Here is a 16,811-nt window from a genome sequence, read left to right on the forward strand (position 1 = left end):
GGTGGCGTCCGGCAAGGTGGTGTACGGATCGGGTGACCGTGTCGCTGCGGACGTAGCGACGGTCACCGCGTGATCCTTCGAGAGAACTCTTCACATCCATCTCGAAAGGACCCCGACGATGACCGTCTCACCCCACGATATCGACCCTGCCCGCTTCCTCGAAGACCACCTCGCGCAGGCGTCTCCCGATCTGCTGCGGGAGATGCTCGGCACGTTCATCAACCAGCTGCTATCCGCGGACGCGGACCAGATCTGCGGCGCCGCTTACGGCACGATCAGCGACGACAGGGTGAACCGTCGCAACGGTTACCGCCACCGCGACTTCGACACCCGCGCCGGGACCATCGACGTGAAGATCCCCAAGCTCCGGCAGGGCACCTACTTCCCGGAGTGGCTGCTGGAACGCCGCCGCCGCGCGGAGGCCGCACTGACCACCGTGGTCGCGACCAGCTACCTCCTCGGCGTGTCCACCCGTCGGATGGATGACCTGGTGAAGACCCTCGGGATCACCGGGCTGTCGAAGTCGCAGGTGTCGGAGATGGCGCGCGACCTTGACGAGCAGGTGACCGCGTTCCGCACCCGGCCGTTGGACGCCGGCCCGTACTCGTTCGTCGCCGCCGACGCGCTCACCATGAAGGTCCGCGAGGGCGGCCGGGTCGTGAAGGTCGCGGTGCTGGTCGCGACCGGCGTGAACGCCGACGGCTACCGCGAGATCCTCGGTCTGCAAGTCAACTCGACCGAAGACGGCGCCGGCTGGCTGACGTTCTGGCGCGACCTCGTCGCGAGAGGCCTGACCGGCGTGAAGCTCGTCACGTCCGACGCACACGCAGGTCTGGTCGCAGCGATCGGCGCGACCGTCGGCGGGTCCTGGCAGAGGTGCAGAACCCACTACGCGGCGAACCTGATGAGCGTGACCCCAAAGTCCTCGTGGCCATGGGTGAAGACCCTGCTGGGCACGGTTTTCGACCAGCCCGACGCGGAGTCCGTGCACGCCCAGTTCGACCGCGTCCTGGACGCGCTCGAGCACAAGCTCCCCAGGTCGTTCGAGCACCTCGAGGCCGCACGTGAGGAGATCCTCGCGTTCACCGCGTTCCCGAAGAGCATCTGGCGGCAGATCTGGTCCAACAATCCGAACGAACGCCTCAACCGGGAGATCCGCCGCCGCACCGACGTCGTGGGCATCTTCCCGAACCGCGACGCGATCATCCGGCTCGTCGGCGCCGTCCTCGCCGAGCAACACGACGAGTGGGCCGAGCAACGCCGCTACCTCGGCCTCGACGCCCTCGCCGCCGCACGCCGCGTCGGCGAACCCACCACAGAGGAGGTGATCGAACCCGACCTTCGGGCCCTCACAGCCTGACCTCGACACGAGGGATCACACGATCACCGATACACCACGTCCCAGGACTTGACCCCAGTGGACAGATCCAACGGCGTGTCGGGAGTCCGCGCGGCAGGATTCGAACCTGCAACAACCGGATTAGAAGGCCGGCGCTCTATCCATTGAGCTACACGCGGAGGAGGTGGGCCCCGTCAGGTCCTGTCGCCATCTTGTCGGGGCCCATGCGTGATTTGGTTGTCACGCAGCAATTTGCCGTCACGTGCGAGCATCACCACGCTCGAGGGCGTCAGCCGCGGCAAGGAAGTCCGCGGCGAACTGCCTGAGCGACTCGGGGGTGACAACGATCTCGTCTTTGAAGAAGAGGATTGTCTCGCCGCCATCATTCCGCGTCACACGCCCGTTTACCCCTTCCGCCGCGGCCCCAATCTCGACGGCGCCCTGCAGGAGGTCATAAGCGATAGCCATGGTCCCGTCCGTTTCGAACTGAACATCGATGTGATTGCACCATGCCGGCGCGTTCGCGACGACCTCAGGACGGTAGGCAAGATCTTCGTCGGTCCACCCCTCAGGGCGGAGGATCGTGGTTGTCATGACTGTTTGTTCCTTTCGAGACTGGCCCTCGTCACGTAAGTCAACGGCGAGGGCTTCCATATCTTGATTGCGAAGACGACAGGCCAGTCGACTTCATGGCCTTCTGCTTGTCGCGACGGACCGCATCAGCAGACCTCCACGCGGCGTGCTAGGTCCGGTCGGCCTGCCCGAAAACATGCCCTCTGTACAGCGGAAGGCGACATGCGGAGCGCGTTACACACTGCGTTTGGAGCCTCACCGAGCGACAGGAAGAACTCCAGTTCCTCCATGACTTCCGACGATGCGTGCTTCGCCTGGGGCTTCGCGTCGATCGTCGCGATGTTTCCGCCGTAGAACCACGCCCGAGCCAAATCGCGCGTAGGGAAGCGGCGCTCCGTGAGACGACCATCGATTCGGAACTGCACCCGCCATGTCACGTTCCCGCTCGGATGCGTCCGCGGAGTGATGCTCACCATCAGCCAGCCACCCGCCTGAATGCCACCCATTCGGCGATCATGCGGTCGATCTCGTCACGCAACTCGATGAACGAATCGACGGACCCGTCGTCGTCGGTCCAGACCTCCTCAACTCCGACGTGCCAATACATGCGCGGGACACCGCCTTCGACGTCCAGGTTGATCGTCTCGTAATCACCGATCTCGATCTTCTTCTGGTGCCACTCAGGGAAGCCAGCGTCTTCCTCCGGGTCGTGATCGCGAGTGCACCACGAGACCACGCAGGCGCTCATGCTGCGGCCTTCCGGTCTGCGGCGAGAATGCGCAGCGCGATGGCTTCGATGTAGTCGTCATTCTGCGACAGCTGATCCACTCGCCCGGATCGGACGTGATCCGCGAGGTCCTGGGCGAGCCGCATTCGCTCTTCGCCTCGTCGTTTCATCTCGGCTGCGCGAGCGCGGGTGACCTCCACGAAGCAGGCTTCGAACACGTCCTCGATGTCTGCGTCGGCGTGTGCGACTTCTGCGAGAAACCTAAACGTCCTGAGATCACCCGACCATTTGCGCGGGTTCTTGTCGTATGTAGTTTGGGTGAGGCGTTCGAGCCGTCGCATTGTTCGCGGGCCCTGCTCGCGGTGGTCCCGGCAATGATGCGTGAGGCACCTGTTCAATTCTCTGGCGTCGAGCTCGTCCGCCCGCCAAAGGTTTGCGAGCCACCATGCGTGCCACCACGCGTGGTAGCGCTCGCCCATGTCTTCGTATGTGAGTTCAGCGCGTATCCGGGCTTCCTGTAGCTGCATTGCGGCGAGACTGCGTCCTCGTACGGCGGGTGACATGATGGTCATGGTCGTCTTCTTCCTCGATGGTTGTGATGATCTGCCCCCGCCGAGTGCCAGCTCGGAGGGGGCTCTTTCTTGCCCTCGGATGAGGGAAGTATTTACGCGAGTTCGGACATGCGTTTCGCGAGTTCTTCGTCACGGCCTGCCGTGTGCTGATAGCGCATCGCCGCGACGACGGTGGAGTGCCCGAGCCGGGCCTGCAATTCCTTCAGCGTTGCGCCAGCGAGAGCGGCTCTGGTTGCTCCGTAGTGTCGAAGCGCGTGCCATGGCATGTCAGAACGCCCTGCGGCCGCTCGGGCCGGCGCCCAGTGCTTATAGAACGCAGACTGCGCGAGGTGCCCAGTCCCGTCGGCCGAAGGGAAGAGGAGCGCGTCAGCGGAGCGCCCAACGTGTTCGCGTAGGTGGGTTTCCACGATCTCGTTGACGTGCGGCGGCAAAACGATGGTCCGAACTCCCGCTTCGGACTTTGTCGCGCCGACGATGAACCCCTGCCCGGAAACGTGAGTGACTGCGCGCGAGACGTTGACCGCGATTGCGCGGGTCGTTCCCTCGTCTGCCAGGATCTCGATGTCTCTGCGGCGTAGTTCGGTGAGCTCACCGAAGCGGACGCCTGACCATGCCGCGATCGCAACCGCCGCCTTGTATCGAGGCGCGATCGCGTCCATGATCTGCTGGAGTTCCTGAGCGGTGGGTGGCTCGATCTTCCTGCCCGTAGACGCTGAAGCGGCTCCGCGAATCTGGCAGGGGTTTGTCTTTACGCGTCCGTCATTCACGGCGGTGGTCATGATCGACTTGAGAAGCTCATAGGCGCGCGCGGCCTGAGTCTTGGTTCCGGCTGTGACAATGCTCGAGTACCAAGTTCGGACTTGTTCGGGGGAGATGCTCGTTAGTCGCACTTCGGCGAACGGCTTCAGCGACCCATTGATGAGGCGTCGATACTCGGCCGCGGTGCGGGGGCGGAGGTGATCGCCATGACGGTTAGTCCGGGTCGATACCCAGTCCTCCGCGTACTCCGCGAACGTCACACCGCGTCCCAGCTTGGACTGCTCCGCACGAACGGTGTCCATCGAGGACCACGACCCGTCGAGGATCCGGCCCTGCTGGATCGCGAGCCACCCACGCGCGTCCGTCATCGTGTCGAACGTTTGGGGAGCGTTGTGGCGTTCCCCATCGGGCCCGACATAGGAGGCCTGGTAGCGCCCGGAGGACCGCTGTCGGATCGCGCCGAAGGATTCACGGCGCTTGCGCCGCTTACTTGCTACGGCCATCGGAAGCCCGGTCGACGCTTACCCACTCGTGTCTTTCGATCGGGCGCTCGATAACCCGCCACTTGGATGCCCCGCCCGCCGCGGCGAGCGTAGTGAGTGCGCGCTCAGAGCTGCCATGCTTCCGCGCCCACTCGCCCCACGTATGGACCTCGTGGCGCGGCAAGCTGACCGTGATGCGTACCTGCGCCTTCGAATCGCCGGATGCGTAGCGCAGCCCGCTTGACACGGATCCCAATAGTTCCGGATCCGTCGTAAGCCAAACCACGTCCGGGCCGGCGTGAGCCTTCTCGAACGACACGTTCGACTCAGTGAGGCGGATAACACCGCTCTGAAGGATGCTGGGCATGTGACTCTCGTGGGTGTAGTGGTAGACAATCACTCTCGCCGCGGGGTTACCGCGGGGGACCTTCTTCTTTCGGGTCATCAACCTGCCTCCTGGGCAATACCGGGCAATATCTCGTGTCCCGTTGTGTCCTTCAACGTCTCCCAGTGACCTTAACATTCTCTTGCGAGATCCGCGCAATACCGCGCCAAAAACGCGTGAAGTCAACGATCTGCCCAGTAGTCTGGATACAGTTTCGATCCCAGTATCGCGCACTCCAGAAAACCCCGGTTCAGCCGGGGTTTTCGTTTTCCATGCACATGTGGCCGCTACCGGCCGGAGTCGTCGAGCTGTCACAAACTGCTCTATCGAGGCCGAAGATACGACGTTTCGTGACAGGTCGACGCCGGAGTCGGACGAAAGCCGAGCGGGGTGGTGATGCGGCCGGTTAGCGGAGGGCGAGCGGGATGACTGCGAGCCCCACGATGACCGGCGCGCCCACCAGGCCGAGCACGACGTAGCGGCGCCAGGGCACGTCCACCCCGAGCGCGTGCAGTCGCTGGTGCCAGAGCAAGGTCGCGAGTGACGCCCACGGCGTGATCAACGGACCGGCGTTGACGCCGATCAAGAGCGCGGCAAGGCGCACGGGGGATCCGGCGGCGGACTCGAGCGCGAGATACGCGGGCAGGTTGTTGATGACGTTCGCCCCGAGCATCCCGATGCCAGCGACCCGCCAGAGCGAGAACAAGTCCTCGCCGGTACCCGTCAGCGCGCCGAAAACCGCCGCCGAGCCCAACGCCTCGATGGCACCGACGGTCAGGAACAGACCTGAGGCGAACAGCACGAGCTGCCATGGCACGAGTCCCACCCGCATCGTCCGCGGCGATCGCCACAAAAAGATCGCGCTGAGAACGACGGCTGCCGCGACCGCCGGAATCCAGGGCTCGAGTCCCGAGACCAGCAGGGGAAGTAACACGGCGACGACGATTCCTGCCGTGATCAAGAGTGGACGATCGTGAACGCGGGGTGGGGGAGCATCGCCGTACCGTCCACGGAGGCCTCGGAAGAAGCACAGACCCAACAGCACGACGGATGCGACGATCGCAACCAGAGCCGAAGGTCCGAGAAGCGCGACGAAGGTGACCGTGTCGGCCTCGCCCAGCCGGTGCACGGCCAGCAGGTTGGTGAGGTTCGAGACCGGCAGGACGAGCGAAGCGGTATTCGCCAACCACACCGTTGCAAAAGCGAACGGCAGGGGATCCAGGCGCCGCGCACGGGCGATCGAAATGATGACCGGGGTCAGCAGCACCGCCGTCGTGTCGAGTGACAGGAACGCGGTTGCGACGACGGCGAGCGCAACGACGAGGAACCAGAGCACCCACGTCCGCCCCCGACCGAGGCGCGCGAGGACGGATGCCGCGATATCGAATACTCCGGCGATGGAAGCTAGTTCGGCGACTACCGTGACGGCCATCACGAACAGCAGGATCGGCCACACACGGTCGAAGATCTCGAACGCGTCTGAGGCAGGCAGCACACCGGTCATGACGGCCACGGCACCGACGCCGAGCAAGACGGCGCCGATGATCGCGAGCTTCACAGGTCCATCTTGCTGCCTCGGCGAAACGGAGGCGTCCCGCCCCGCGTCGGATCTTTACCGCGTCGGCGTCGAACGATAGCTTGTGGTCGTTCACGCATCCGAACCCGAATAGAGGATGACCATGGCCCACAACCTTCCCGACACCGTCGCCTTTCGCGACAGCCTTGCCGTATCCCAGAAAGAGAACATGGCCGCGCTCGGCCTCGGCGATACCGTCGCGGTCTGGGAGGACGGATACCGCGCCGCAGCGACCGCGGACAGCACCTTCGAGTGGTGGTACTTCGACTGCCAGCTCGACGACGGCTCCACGCTCGTCGTGACCTTCTCGAACAAGCCGCACACCGACCCATCCGGTCCGCTCACGCCGACGCTGCTCGTGATCCGACAGCTTCCGGACGGCACGCGCCGCCACCTTGCGCCGTCGTTCCCGGCCGACCAGTTCAGTGCCGCGACCGACCGCTGCGACGTGCGGATCGGCAAGAGCTCCGTGACCGGTGACCTCGACACCTACGACATGCACCTCGAGGTCGAAGACATCGTCGCCGATGTGACGATCACCCGGGCGGCGCCGTCATGGCGGCCCGGCGCCGGGATCACCTACTTCGACTCGAAGCGCACCCACTACCTCGCCTGGGTTGTCCCGGTGCCCTATGGCACGGTGACCGCCCGCATCACCGAGGGCGGCACGACGACTGAGACGACGGGGAGCGCCTACCACGACCACAACTGGGGCAACCACCTCATGGGGTCGTTCCTCGACCACTGGTTCTGGGGCCGTGCCCACGTCGGCGAGTACACGATCGTGTACGTGCGGATGACGACGAAGGGCCTGCTGGGGCTCGGCGAGATGAACATCCCGACCTTTTTTCTCGCGAAGGGCGACACCGTCATCACGGACGACCTGCTGCCGTTGCGCTTGGTGACGAGCGGGGATGTCCCGGGCCCTGGACACCAGTCGTACCCCGAGCGACTCGAGTGGACGTGGGAGAGCGATCGCGGCCGCATCGCGATGACCGTGACGAACCCGACTCTCATCGAGTCGCTCGACATGTCCGTGCCCCGACACGGTCTCTCGGCGCTGCTGCACGCGGGGGCGCATCCGATGTATTACGACTTCAACGCCGACCTGGATCTGGAGATCGATCTGGTCGACCTGAAAGACCACGTCACGGGACGGACGCTGTACGAGAAGATGATGTTCCGCTGAGTCACTTCTCGCTCGGCTGACCGAGCCGTCGGTCCGTGTAGAGGCTCGTCCGCGGAACGGAGTCTTTCGGGCCGGTAGAATCGCGGGATGGAATTCCACGCCGCTGCCCGCGTCCGCGCGCACCGCGACGGGCGAACGCGGAACGCCTGAGCGGGCGGGACGCGCGGCGTCCGAAGCTGAGTAGCCTGGAATCCGAGCCACCTGGAGAGTTCCCGTGACCGACGCCGTCCCCTCGATCGACGACGCCCCTTCTACCGACGTGTCCTATCCCGCCGACGGCTTCGCGCTGTTCCCCGACCGATCGGTCGTGGCGCTTCGCGTCAACGGTGAGCTGAAGGACCTCGCGACGCAGGTATCGGAGACGGACGCCGTCGAGCCCGTCAGGATCGACAGCCCCGACGGTCTGTCGATCCTGCGTCACTCGACGGCTCACGTGCTCGCTCAGGCGGTGCAGCGCATCGACCCGCAGGCGAACCTCGGCATCGGTCCGCCGATCGAGGACGGCTTCTACTACGACTTCGGCGTAGCCGAGCCGTTCACCCCCGAGAAGATCAAGGCCATCACGAAAGAGATGCAGCGCATCGTTCGTGAGAGTCAGCGCTTCGTGCGTCGCGTGGTGACGGATGACGAGGCTCGGGCGGAACTCGCATCGGAACCGTTCAAGCTCGAACTGATCGACCTGAAGAGCGCTTCGACAAGCTCAGCGACCGGGGGGCTCGCCGCTGACGGCGCGAGCGTCGAGGTCGGTGCCGGCGAGCTGACGATCTACGACAACGTCGACCGCGATGGCGTGACCGTCTGGAAGGACCTCTGCCGCGGCCCCCACGTGCCGGGCACCCGCATGGTCGGGAACGGCTGGGAGCTCACCCGCATCGCTGCGGCGTACTGGCGGGGGAGCGAGAAGAACCCGCAGCTGCAGCGCATCTACGGCACCGCGTGGCCGACCAAGGACGAGCTTCGCTCCTATCAGGAGCGCCTGGCCGAGGCCGCGAAGCGCGACCACCGCAAGCTCGGCAAAGAGCTCGACCTGTTCTCGTTCCCCGACGAGATCGGCTCGGGCCTGTCGGTGTGGCACCCGAAGGGCGGCATCATCCGGGGCGAGATGGAACAGCACGCCCGGCGCCGACACATCGCGGGCGGGTACACCTACGTGTACACCCCGCACATCTCCAAGCAGGACCTGTTTTTGCAGTCCAACCACCTCGTGACGTACCGCGAGGGCATGTTCCCGCCGATCCGCATGGACGAGGAGCGTGACGACGAGGGTCAGGTGACCAAGCAGGGCACCGACTACTACCTCAAGCCCATGAATTGCCCGATGCACATCCTGATCTACAAGGAGCGTGCGCGGAGCTACCGCGACCTGCCCATGCGCCTGGCCGAGAACGGAACGGTCTACCGCAATGAGCTCTCGGGCGCGCTGCACGGGCTGACCCGCGTACGGGGCTTCACCCAAGACGACTCGCACCTTTTCGTGACTCCCGAGCAGCTCGAGTCCGAAGTGACCCGCGTGCTCGATTTCGTCATCTCGATGCTGCGGGACTTCGGTCTCGATGACTTCGAACTCGAGCTGTCGATGCGCGATGACGAGAGCTCGAAGTGGATCGGCACCGAGGAGTTCTGGGACTACTCGACGAACGCGCTGCGAAACGTCGCCCTCGCAAGTGGGCTCAAGCTGACCGAGGTTCCCGGTGAGGCGGCGTTCTACGGCCCCAAGATCGACCTCAAGACGAAGGATGCGATCGGCCGCACCTGGCAGCTTTCGACCGTCCAGGTCGATCCCAACCTGCCCGACCGCTTCGACCTGGAGTACACCGGGCCCGATGGCGAAAAGCACCGTCCGATCATGATTCACCGGGCACTGTTCGGATCGATCGAGCGTTTCTTCGCGATCCTGCTCGAGCACTACGCCGGCGCCTTCCCGCTCTGGCTGTCGCCGGTGCAGGTCGTCGGCATCCCTGTCGCCGAGGATTATGCGCCGTATCTCGAAGACGTGATCGCCCGACTGCGCGAGAGGGACGTGCGCGCCGAGGTCGACAATTCGGACGACCGGATGCAGAAGAAGATCCGCACGCACACGACCGCAAAGGTCCCGGTGCAGTTGATCGTCGGCGAAGCGGATCGCGCGGGCGGCACCGTCTCGTTCCGCTTCCGTGACGGCACCCAGACGAACGGTGTGCCGGTGGATGAGGCGATCGAGCGGATCGTCGCGGCCATCGCTTCGCACGTGCAGGTGTCTACGGCCGAGGACCTCGCGTGACGGATCCCTTCTCGGGCGCAGGCGAGCCGGAGCTGATTGCGGCATCCGAGCTCGCGGGCGTGCCCGATGAGTTCCAGCGGCTCTGGACCCCGCACCGGATGGCATACATCCAAGCGGGCCCTGAGCCCCTGCGCCTCGATTGCCCGTTTGACGCCGCACCCCAGATGAGCGACGAAGACGGGCTCATCGTCGCTCGCGGCAAGACCGCCTACGTTCTGCTGAACCTGTTCCCGTACAACTCCGGTCACCTCCTGGTGTGCCCGTACCGTCACGTCGGTCTCTACGACGAGGCGACTCGTGAAGAGGTCGACGAGATCGCCGCGCTCACGCAGACCGGTATGCGGGTGCTGCGAGAGGTGTCGAAGTGCGACGGCTTCAACATCGGCATGAATCAGGGCCGCGTCGCGGGAGCCGGCGTCGAGGGGCACCTGCACCAGCACATCGTTCCGCGGTGGGCGACGGATGCGAACTTCTTCCCGATCATCGCGCGCACGAAGGCGCTTCCGCAGTTGCTCGGCGACGTACGCCGGGCGATCGCGGATGCCTGGAGTATTTGACTCCTCCACAGGACGACCGCGCGGTCACATTTCCTTTCCTGGAGCCACGCAGCTCCCAGGGCGAGCATTGCTCCGTAGCGTGTGCGAATGATCATCGACTCAGGTTGGGACTTTCTTTCGCTCGCTCGGCTGCGCTGGCCGGATGATCTCGGAAGCGGTGATCGTCAGTTTGTCGTGTTCGGCGACCACCATTGGTGGTTCTACGGGGTGGCCGACGTCTTCGGTGATCGGTGGGCCCACCCCGAAGAGTGGGTCGACGAGGTGTTGAACACTGTCGACTCGGACATGGTGCGCTACCTTGCCGTTGTGCTTGAGTCGGTGAACACATCGCTCGACTATTCGCTCGACGCCTATCCGTTTGATCGGATGCTTCGCGCCAAAGCGGCTGAACGCGGGCTGCACCACATGGGCTGCTATTTCATCGGCAACGAGTACTGGTCAGCTACCGGGCCGATGAAGACATTCGCCACCTACGTTGGTTCCGAGCAGTACCCGACTGTCACGGTTGAGGTAGCAACCACGACTCCCGGTTCGAGCGCCATGCATGCATAATGCAAGCATGGCCAACGTGTTGATCCGAGATCTGCCCGAGTCCGTTCATCGCGAGTTGACCCTTCGCGCCTCTGAACGGGGCCAGTCTCTGCAGCAGTTCCTGACGGGAGAGCTGGTGCGACTCGCGGAAACACCAACTCTGGAATCGGTTTTCACTCGGATATCTGCGCGAACGACCGGCAAGGTCGGCCTGCAGCAGGCGGTAGACGATCTCACGGCTGGACGCGCAGATTGATCGTCGTCGATGCGAGTGTGTTGGCCAATGCTCTCGCCGACGATTCGGATGACGGGGAACGAGCACGCGCCCGCCTCCTCTCCGAAAACCGACTTGTCGCGCCGGAACTCATCGATGTGGAAGTGGCATCGGTTTTTCGTCGAAGGTGGCTTGCGGGCGATCTCGACGAGGAACGCCTCGCTCTGGCGATCGAAGATCTCGCCGCTGTTGGGATCGAACGGATGCCGATGCGCCAGCTCATGAGCCGAGTGATCGACCTGAGACGCAATGTCACCCCGTACGATGCCGTCTACGTCGCCCTCGCCGAGGTGCTCGGTTGTTCGTTGCTCACCGCGGATCAACGACTCGCGCTCGCTCCCGGGCCCCGGTGTGAAATCGAGGCGCTCACCTCGCGGCGGTGAAATCGACGTCAGCGGACGCGGGTGACCTCGAACTGCAGCCGCGGGTTTGCGTAGAACTCCTGCGACTCGACGAGCTGCAGCTCGCGCTCGCCCGACTCGTGGGTGCGCTGCAGCAGGTCGAAGACGCTTGACACCGTGCGTGCGAGCGCGTCAGCCGCGTCGTCGGTGCGGAGGTAGTGCGCCGTGAACAGCGCGGCCGTCACATCGCCCGAGCCGTTTGCCTTCATCGGGAGCAGCGGGGTCTGGACGATCCAGGCACCGAAGTCGTTCACGACGAGCATCTCGATCGTGCCGGGCTCGCGATCGGGGCGCTCGACGCTCGTCACGAGGACCGTGCGCGGTCCCATCGCGCGAGCAAGGTCCGCCGCATCGAGGGTTGATTCCAGCGTGTCCGGTTCCGTACCGGTCAAGAATCCCAGCTCGAACTGGTTCGGCGTGATGAGGTCGGCAGCAGGAACGACGCGCTCACGCAGCAACACGGGAATCGCCGGGGCGACGAAGCATCCGGACTTCGCGTTTCCCATCACCGGGTCGCACGCGTACATCGCGTCGGGATTCGCGGCCTTCACGCGCGCCACGGCGTCGAGGATCACGTCGCCGATGCCCTCGCCGCCCTGGTAGCCCGACAGCACGGCGTCGATCTGCGGGAAGACTCCGCGTTCTTCGATGCCGAGGATCACGTCGCGCACGTCGTCGGGGCTGATCAGCGGCCCGCGCCATGCGCCGTAGCCGGTGTGGTTGGAGAAGTTCACCGTGTAGACGGGCAAAACCTCCACTCCGATGCGTTGCAGGGGGAACACTGCGGCGGAGTTGCCGACGTGACCGTAGGCGACGGCGGACTGGATGGAGAGCACCTTCATCGGACGATCATCCCATTTCATCGTTGTCGGAGAGCTCGCGTACGGCCGCGCCGAGGTCGGCTGCCAGTCGTTGAGCGTCCTCATCGGGCAGGTCGTGCACGGTGAGACGCAGGTGCCGTGCGGCCGCCGGATCGCCCAGCACGAACTCGTCGCCGGTGCGGACGAGCCATCCGCGCTCCTGCATTCCCGCCGCGACGCGTGCTGCCGGCATCGGTAACGGCACCCAGAGGTTAAGGCCGTCCGTGTCTGCGCAGGAGAGGCCGACGGCCCTCAGCCGGTGCGCGAACGCGGCGTTCCGCTCGGCATAGTGCGACGCTGCCGCGGTGATGGTCTCGCGTGCCTTCTCATCCGTCACGAGTGACAGGACCAGACGCTGCAGCAGATGACTGACCCATGTGGTGCCGGGACTCAACCGCAGCGCGAGACGATCGGCGGTGTGCGGGTCTGACGCGACGATCGCGAGACACATGTCGGGCCCGAGGAACTTCGACACCGAGCGGACGAGCGCAAAGCGCCGATGCTCTGGCCCGACCAGCGAGTGGAAGGGCTGGTTCGAGAGCAGGGAGAAATGATCATCCTCGATGATCAGGACGTACGGATGCTCGGCGAGCACCGCGCGCAGCTGTTCCGCGCGCTCGGCGCTGAGGCTCGCGCCGGTCGGGTTCTGCGCGCGGGGTGTGCAGACCACGGCGCGCACGCCCTGCTCGAGCGCAGCGCGAAGGCCCTCGACCGTCATCCCCTGGTCATCCATCGGCACGGGCACGGCGCGGTAGCCGCCGAGCCGCACCGTATGGATGCTTGCCAGGAAGCACGGGTCCTCGAGCGCCACGGCGTCATCGCGGGTCAGCGCCTGCGCCAAGATGCGCTCGACCGCGTCCACCGCACCACTCGTGACGGTCAACCGGTGCGGACGATCACCGAGGTCGCCACGCATCCAGGCGCCGCCCCATGCCGCAAGGCCTGGATCGATCACGGGCTCGCCGTAGAGGACCGGACGCCCGGCCATCGCGGACAGTGCCGCGGACGGATCGGGGATGAAGCGCGGATCGGGATTGCCCGTGCCGACATCACGTAGCGAGCCGCGCTCGGCGAACCCCTCCTGCGCGACGGGGGATCGTTCGACGACACGTGTGCCCGCGCGACCCCGCGTGATGATCAGACCCGCGCCGGCGAGCTGGCGATAGGCGGCCATGACCGTGTTGCGATTGACGCCGAGCTCATCGGCGAGCGTCCGCACGGGCGGGAGCAGGTCGCCCGGTGCGAGGTCCGAGCGCTCGAGCAGGGCGCGAACACTGTCGGCGATCTCGGTTGCCGAGCCGCCACTGATCCGTTGTGTCACCTGCATCCTCTGTTCGAGCATCGACCGTATCAAGCTCATGCTATCTTTTGGCCTATGCCAAAGCGGGCGGTACCCGATCCGTCCGGTTGCACAGCGAAAGGATCCCCCCTGTGACCTCTCCCACCACCGGTTCGTCACGCGTCAAGCGCGGCCTCGCCGAGATGCTCAAGGGTGGCGTCATCATGGACGTCGTCAACGTCGAGCAGGCGAAGATCGCCGAGGATGCGGGAGCGGTCGCCGTCATGGCACTCGAGCGCGTACCGGCCGACATTCGCGCCCAGGGCGGCGTGTCGCGCATGAGCGACCCGGACATGATCGACAGCATCATCGCCGCGGTCTCCATCCCGGTCATGGCGAAGGCCCGCATCGGGCACTTCGTCGAGGCGCAGGTCCTGCAGCAGCTGGGCGTCGACTACATCGACGAATCCGAGGTGCTCTCACCCGCCGACTATGTCAACCACATCGACAAGTGGGGCTACACCGTTCCCTTCGTCTGCGGTGCGACGAACCTCGGCGAGGCGCTCCGTCGCATCACCGAGGGTGCCGCGATGATCCGCTCGAAGGGCGAGGCCGGCACGGGCGACGTCTCGGAGGCAACCAAGCACATCCGCACGATCTCGGGCGAGATCAACCGCCTGCGTGCCATGACGAAGGACGAACTGTACGTCGCGGCCAAGGAGCTGCAGGCGCCATACGACCTCGTCGCCGAGGTAGCCGAGACCGGCAAGCTGCCCGTCGTGCTGTTTGTCGCCGGTGGGGTCGCAACACCCGCCGACGCGGCGATGATGATGCAGCTCGGTGCGGACGGCGTATTCGTCGGGTCCGGCATCTTCAAGTCCGGCAACCCGGCGGAGCGAGCGGCCGCGATCGTGAAGGCGACGACGTTCTACGACGACGCACAGGTCATCGCGGATGTCTCGCGCGGGCTGGGTGAAGCCATGGTCGGGATCAACGTGTCCGACCTGCCGGCCCCGCACCGTCTCGCCGAGCGCGGCTGGTAGAACCTCGTTCATGGGCGGTCGTCTTCGCGTCGGCGTGCTGGCGATCCAGGGTGACGTACGCGAGCATGCGCGGGTGCTGACTGACCTCGGAGCCGAGGTGCAGCTCGTGCGCCGGCCGGTCGAGCTCTCTTCCGTCGACGGACTCGTGCTGCCCGGCGGCGAGTCGAGCGCGATCGACAAGCTTTCGCGGGCGTTCGGGATGCAGCATCCGATCCGTGACGCGATAGCCGCCGGGATGCCGATGTATGGGACGTGTGCCGGTCTGATCCTGCTCGCCGACCGCATCACGGACGGCATCGTCGGGCAAGAGACGTTCGGGGGTCTCGACGTGACGGTGCGCCGGAACGCGTTCGGTGGGCAGACGGAGTCGTTCGAGACGGACCTCGATGTGCCGGCGCTGGGCGACCCGCCCGTGCACGCCGTCTTCATCCGCGCACCGCTTGTCGAACAGTGCGGTCCGGATGTCGAATCACTGGCGACGCTCGACGACGGCCGTGTTGTCGCGGTCCGCCAGCGCGCACTGATCGGCACCGCTTTTCACCCCGAGGTGACGGGTGAACACCGCTTTCACCAGCTTTTCCTCGAAAGCGTGCGCGCCACGGCCTGAGCGGATGTCGGGGACCGAGGTTAGGGTGACGACGTGACCGAATGGGTGGCGTTGCTACGCGGGGTGAACGTCGGTGGGATCTCGATCCGCAGCGTCGATCTGCGAGAGCTTCTGACGCGGATGGGCCTCGAGGACGTGCGCACCTTTCTCGCCAGCGGCAACGCGGCGTTCCGGTCGGCGCGATCGCACGAAGATCTGAAGCCGGCGATCGAGGCCGCGCTCGGGGAACGATTCGGCTACGACGCCTGGATCGTCCTGGTTGGACGCTCGGATATCGAAGCGGCCATCGCATCCTTTCCGTTCGACGCGGACGACGGCACACGACAGCCCTGGGTGATCTTCTGCGTCGATGACGCGACACGCGACGAGCTGACGGATGCCGCGGCGTCCCTGAAATCCCACGCCGATCCTGTCGCGCCCGGCCCCGGAGTCGTCTATTGGTGCCCAGCCAAGGGCAGCTCCACGGACACTCCGTTCGCGAAGGTGATCGCCCGGACCACCTACAAGGCCAGGACGACGAACCGCAATCTGCGAACGCTGCAGAAGATCGTCGCCTAACCCTCGACCGCCGCGGCGTTCGGTGCGAGATCGGTCGCCGTCGTAAACTGGATGAATGTCCGGCCATTCCAAGTGGGCCACGACCAAGCACAAGAAGGCGATCATCGATTCGCGCCGTGCCAAGTCGTTCGCCAAACTCATCAAGAACATCGAAGTCGCCGCCAAGATGGGCGGCGCCGACATGTCGGGCAACCCGACACTGGTCGACGCGGTCCAGAAGGCGAAGAAGACTTCTGTCCCGAACGACAACATCGACCGCGCCATCAAGCGTGGCGCGGGTCTCACCGGCGAGTCGATCGAGTACACGACGATCATGTACGAGGGCTACGCCCCGAACGGCGTCGCGCTGCTGATCGAGTGTCTGACCGACAACAAGAACCGTGCGGCGGCCGAAGTGCGCACAGCCATGACGCGCAACGGCGGCACCATGGCCGACCCGGGCAGCGTCGCGTACAACTTCCACCGCAAGGGCGTCATCGTCGTCTCGTCCGAGAGCGCGAGCGAGGACGACGTGATGCTCGCCGTTCTCGACGCCGGCGCGGAAGAGATCGAGCCGCACGGCGATGGTTTCGGTGTCATCACCGAGGCCACCGACCTCGTGAAGGTCCGCTCCGCGTTGCAGGACGCCGGGATCGACTACGAATCGGCCGATGTCGAGTTCGTGCCGAGCCTCAAGGTCGAGGTCGACGCGGACACCGCACGCAAGGTGTTCCGCCTGATCGATGCGCTGGAAGACAGCGACGACGTGCAGAACGTCTACTCGAATTTCGATCTGACCGCCGAGGTGCAGGCCGAGCTCGAGAACGACGAGTAGGGCGCGCCTCGGCGCCAGCGTCGGC

Annotated in this window: 19 protein-coding genes and 1 tRNA gene; 11 read left to right on the forward strand and 9 right to left on the reverse strand. The window is 65.3% G+C overall.

Annotated features, from left to right (window positions below):
- Window positions 1–118: 118 nt before the first annotated feature.
- A complete protein-coding gene (locus CGU34_RS00460; protein ID WP_100809640.1) occupies window positions 119–1,360 on the forward strand; it encodes an IS256 family transposase in 1,242 nt (413 codons plus the stop codon).
- Window positions 1,361–1,445: 85 nt separating this feature from the next.
- On the opposite strand, the gene CGU34_RS00465 is transcribed toward CGU34_RS00460, so the two are convergent.
- From CGU34_RS00465 to CGU34_RS00500, 7 genes are all read right to left on the reverse strand, one after another.
- A tRNA-Arg gene (locus CGU34_RS00465) sits at window positions 1,446–1,518 on the reverse strand.
- Between the two features lie 79 nt (window positions 1,519–1,597).
- The gene (locus CGU34_RS00470; RefSeq protein ID WP_198517633.1) at window positions 1,598–1,993 is read right to left on the reverse strand and encodes a hypothetical protein; all 396 of its coding nucleotides are present in this window, start codon (window positions 1,991–1,993) and stop codon (window positions 1,598–1,600) included.
- A gap of 394 nt (window positions 1,994–2,387) precedes the next feature.
- Window positions 2,388–2,660 (reverse strand): hypothetical protein, encoded by a 273-nt coding sequence (locus CGU34_RS00480; protein ID WP_100812913.1) that lies wholly within the window; start codon window positions 2,658–2,660, stop codon window positions 2,388–2,390.
- On the reverse strand, window positions 2,657–3,211 hold the full coding sequence (locus CGU34_RS00485; RefSeq protein WP_100812914.1) for a hypothetical protein: 555 nt from the start codon (window positions 3,209–3,211) through the stop codon (window positions 2,657–2,659). Before CGU34_RS00485 ends, CGU34_RS00480 begins: the two co-directional genes overlap by 4 nt.
- Window positions 3,212–3,303: 92 nt before the next feature.
- A complete protein-coding gene (locus CGU34_RS00490; RefSeq protein WP_157811173.1) occupies window positions 3,304–4,338 on the reverse strand; it encodes a tyrosine-type recombinase/integrase in 1,035 nt (344 codons plus the stop codon).
- 118 nt (window positions 4,339–4,456) lie between these two features.
- Window positions 4,457–4,897, reverse strand: coding sequence for a hypothetical protein (locus CGU34_RS00495; RefSeq protein ID WP_198517634.1), 441 nt, complete (start codon window positions 4,895–4,897; stop codon window positions 4,457–4,459).
- Window positions 4,898–5,243: 346 nt separating this feature from the next.
- Window positions 5,244–6,395: an SLC13 family permease gene (locus CGU34_RS00500; protein ID WP_100812917.1), complete on the reverse strand. Its 1,152-nt coding sequence runs from the start codon at window positions 6,393–6,395 to the stop codon at window positions 5,244–5,246.
- A gap of 121 nt (window positions 6,396–6,516) precedes the next feature.
- On the opposite strand from CGU34_RS00500, the gene CGU34_RS00505 reads away from it, so the two are divergent.
- The 6 genes from CGU34_RS00505 to CGU34_RS00530 all read left to right on the forward strand — a co-directional run bounded on the left by CGU34_RS00505 (window position 6,517) and on the right by CGU34_RS00530 (window position 11,607).
- Window positions 6,517–7,602, forward strand: coding sequence for a hypothetical protein (locus CGU34_RS00505; protein WP_051513011.1), 1,086 nt, complete (start codon window positions 6,517–6,519; stop codon window positions 7,600–7,602).
- A gap of 214 nt (window positions 7,603–7,816) precedes the next feature.
- Complete coding sequence (gene thrS / locus CGU34_RS00510; RefSeq protein ID WP_370651800.1) at window positions 7,817–9,862, forward strand: threonine--tRNA ligase; 2,046 nt, start codon at window positions 7,817–7,819, stop codon at window positions 9,860–9,862.
- Window positions 9,859–10,419: an HIT family protein gene (locus CGU34_RS00515; RefSeq protein WP_036296114.1), complete on the forward strand. Its 561-nt coding sequence runs from the start codon at window positions 9,859–9,861 to the stop codon at window positions 10,417–10,419. Before thrS ends, CGU34_RS00515 begins: the two co-directional genes overlap by 4 nt.
- 87 nt (window positions 10,420–10,506) lie before the next feature.
- Window positions 10,507–10,971, forward strand: a complete 465-nt coding sequence (locus CGU34_RS00520) for a hypothetical protein (protein WP_036296111.1) — start codon at window positions 10,507–10,509, stop codon at window positions 10,969–10,971.
- Between the two features lie 7 nt (window positions 10,972–10,978).
- The gene (locus CGU34_RS00525; protein WP_036296108.1) at window positions 10,979–11,206 is read left to right on the forward strand and encodes a FitA-like ribbon-helix-helix domain-containing protein; all 228 of its coding nucleotides are present in this window, start codon (window positions 10,979–10,981) and stop codon (window positions 11,204–11,206) included.
- Window positions 11,203–11,607, forward strand: coding sequence for a type II toxin-antitoxin system VapC family toxin (locus tag CGU34_RS00530; protein WP_036296105.1), 405 nt, complete (start codon window positions 11,203–11,205; stop codon window positions 11,605–11,607). Before CGU34_RS00525 ends, CGU34_RS00530 begins: the two co-directional genes overlap by 4 nt.
- An 8-nt stretch (window positions 11,608–11,615) precedes the next feature.
- Here the strand turns inward: CGU34_RS00530 and pdxY are convergent, their stop codons facing one another.
- On the reverse strand, window positions 11,616–12,467 hold the full coding sequence (gene pdxY / locus CGU34_RS00535; RefSeq protein ID WP_036296102.1) for a pyridoxal kinase PdxY: 852 nt from the start codon (window positions 12,465–12,467) through the stop codon (window positions 11,616–11,618).
- A 7-nt stretch (window positions 12,468–12,474) separates the two neighbouring features.
- Window positions 12,475–13,812, reverse strand: a complete 1,338-nt coding sequence (locus CGU34_RS00540) for an aminotransferase class I/II-fold pyridoxal phosphate-dependent enzyme (protein ID WP_036296099.1) — start codon at window positions 13,810–13,812, stop codon at window positions 12,475–12,477.
- Window positions 13,813–13,916: 104 nt separating this feature from the next.
- Between CGU34_RS00540 and pdxS the strand changes: the two genes are divergently transcribed.
- Genes pdxS through CGU34_RS00560 form a run of 4 tightly spaced genes read left to right on the forward strand, consistent with a single transcriptional unit; the run spans window position 13,917 to window position 16,786 of the window.
- Complete coding sequence (gene pdxS / locus CGU34_RS00545; protein ID WP_036296097.1) at window positions 13,917–14,807, forward strand: pyridoxal 5'-phosphate synthase lyase subunit PdxS; 891 nt, start codon at window positions 13,917–13,919, stop codon at window positions 14,805–14,807.
- Between the two features lie 10 nt (window positions 14,808–14,817).
- Window positions 14,818–15,414 carry a pyridoxal 5'-phosphate synthase glutaminase subunit PdxT gene (gene pdxT, locus CGU34_RS00550; RefSeq protein ID WP_100812918.1) on the forward strand — a complete coding sequence of 199 codons (597 nt, stop codon included), beginning with the start codon at window positions 14,818–14,820 and terminating at the stop codon, window positions 15,412–15,414.
- Window positions 15,415–15,447: 33 nt separating this feature from the next.
- Window positions 15,448–15,972, forward strand: coding sequence for a DUF1697 domain-containing protein (locus tag CGU34_RS00555; protein ID WP_036296091.1), 525 nt, complete (start codon window positions 15,448–15,450; stop codon window positions 15,970–15,972).
- A gap of 55 nt (window positions 15,973–16,027) precedes the next feature.
- Complete coding sequence (locus tag CGU34_RS00560) at window positions 16,028–16,786, forward strand: YebC/PmpR family DNA-binding transcriptional regulator (protein WP_036296088.1); 759 nt, start codon at window positions 16,028–16,030, stop codon at window positions 16,784–16,786.
- Window positions 16,787–16,811 lie beyond the last annotated feature (25 nt).

Origin of the sequence: Microbacterium lacus (assembly GCF_002812805.1) — a bacterium.
Classification (GTDB): Bacteria; Actinomycetota; Actinomycetes; order Actinomycetales; family Microbacteriaceae; genus Microbacterium; species Microbacterium lacus_A.

Excerpts from the sequence above, each read along its gene's own strand:
- CGU34_RS00505 (WP_051513011.1), top strand. The coding sequence starts at position 6,517 with ATGGCCCACAACCTTCCCGACACCGTCGCCTTTCGCGACAGCCTTGCC.
- CGU34_RS00480 (WP_100812913.1), bottom strand. The coding sequence starts at position 2,660 with ATGAGCGCCTGCGTGGTCTCGTGGTGCACTCGCGATCACGACCCGGAG.
- pdxY (WP_036296102.1), bottom strand. The coding sequence starts at position 12,467 with ATGAAGGTGCTCTCCATCCAGTCCGCCGTCGCCTACGGTCACGTCGGC.
- CGU34_RS00525 (WP_036296108.1), top strand. The coding sequence starts at position 10,979 with ATGGCCAACGTGTTGATCCGAGATCTGCCCGAGTCCGTTCATCGCGAG.
- CGU34_RS00485 (WP_100812914.1), bottom strand. The coding sequence starts at position 3,211 with ATGACCATCATGTCACCCGCCGTACGAGGACGCAGTCTCGCCGCAATG.
- CGU34_RS00495 (WP_198517634.1), bottom strand. The coding sequence starts at position 4,897 with ATGACCCGAAAGAAGAAGGTCCCCCGCGGTAACCCCGCGGCGAGAGTG.
- CGU34_RS00460 (WP_100809640.1), top strand. The coding sequence starts at position 119 with ATGACCGTCTCACCCCACGATATCGACCCTGCCCGCTTCCTCGAAGAC.
- CGU34_RS00560 (WP_036296088.1), top strand. The coding sequence starts at position 16,028 with ATGTCCGGCCATTCCAAGTGGGCCACGACCAAGCACAAGAAGGCGATC.
- CGU34_RS00490 (WP_157811173.1), bottom strand. The coding sequence starts at position 4,338 with ATGACGGACGCGCGTGGGTGGCTCGCGATCCAGCAGGGCCGGATCCTC.
- CGU34_RS00540 (WP_036296099.1), bottom strand. The coding sequence starts at position 13,812 with ATGCAGGTGACACAACGGATCAGTGGCGGCTCGGCAACCGAGATCGCC.
- CGU34_RS00470 (WP_198517633.1), bottom strand. The coding sequence starts at position 1,993 with ATGGAAGCCCTCGCCGTTGACTTACGTGACGAGGGCCAGTCTCGAAAG.
- pdxT (WP_100812918.1), top strand. The coding sequence starts at position 14,818 with ATGGGCGGTCGTCTTCGCGTCGGCGTGCTGGCGATCCAGGGTGACGTA.
- CGU34_RS00520 (WP_036296111.1), top strand. The coding sequence starts at position 10,507 with ATGATCATCGACTCAGGTTGGGACTTTCTTTCGCTCGCTCGGCTGCGC.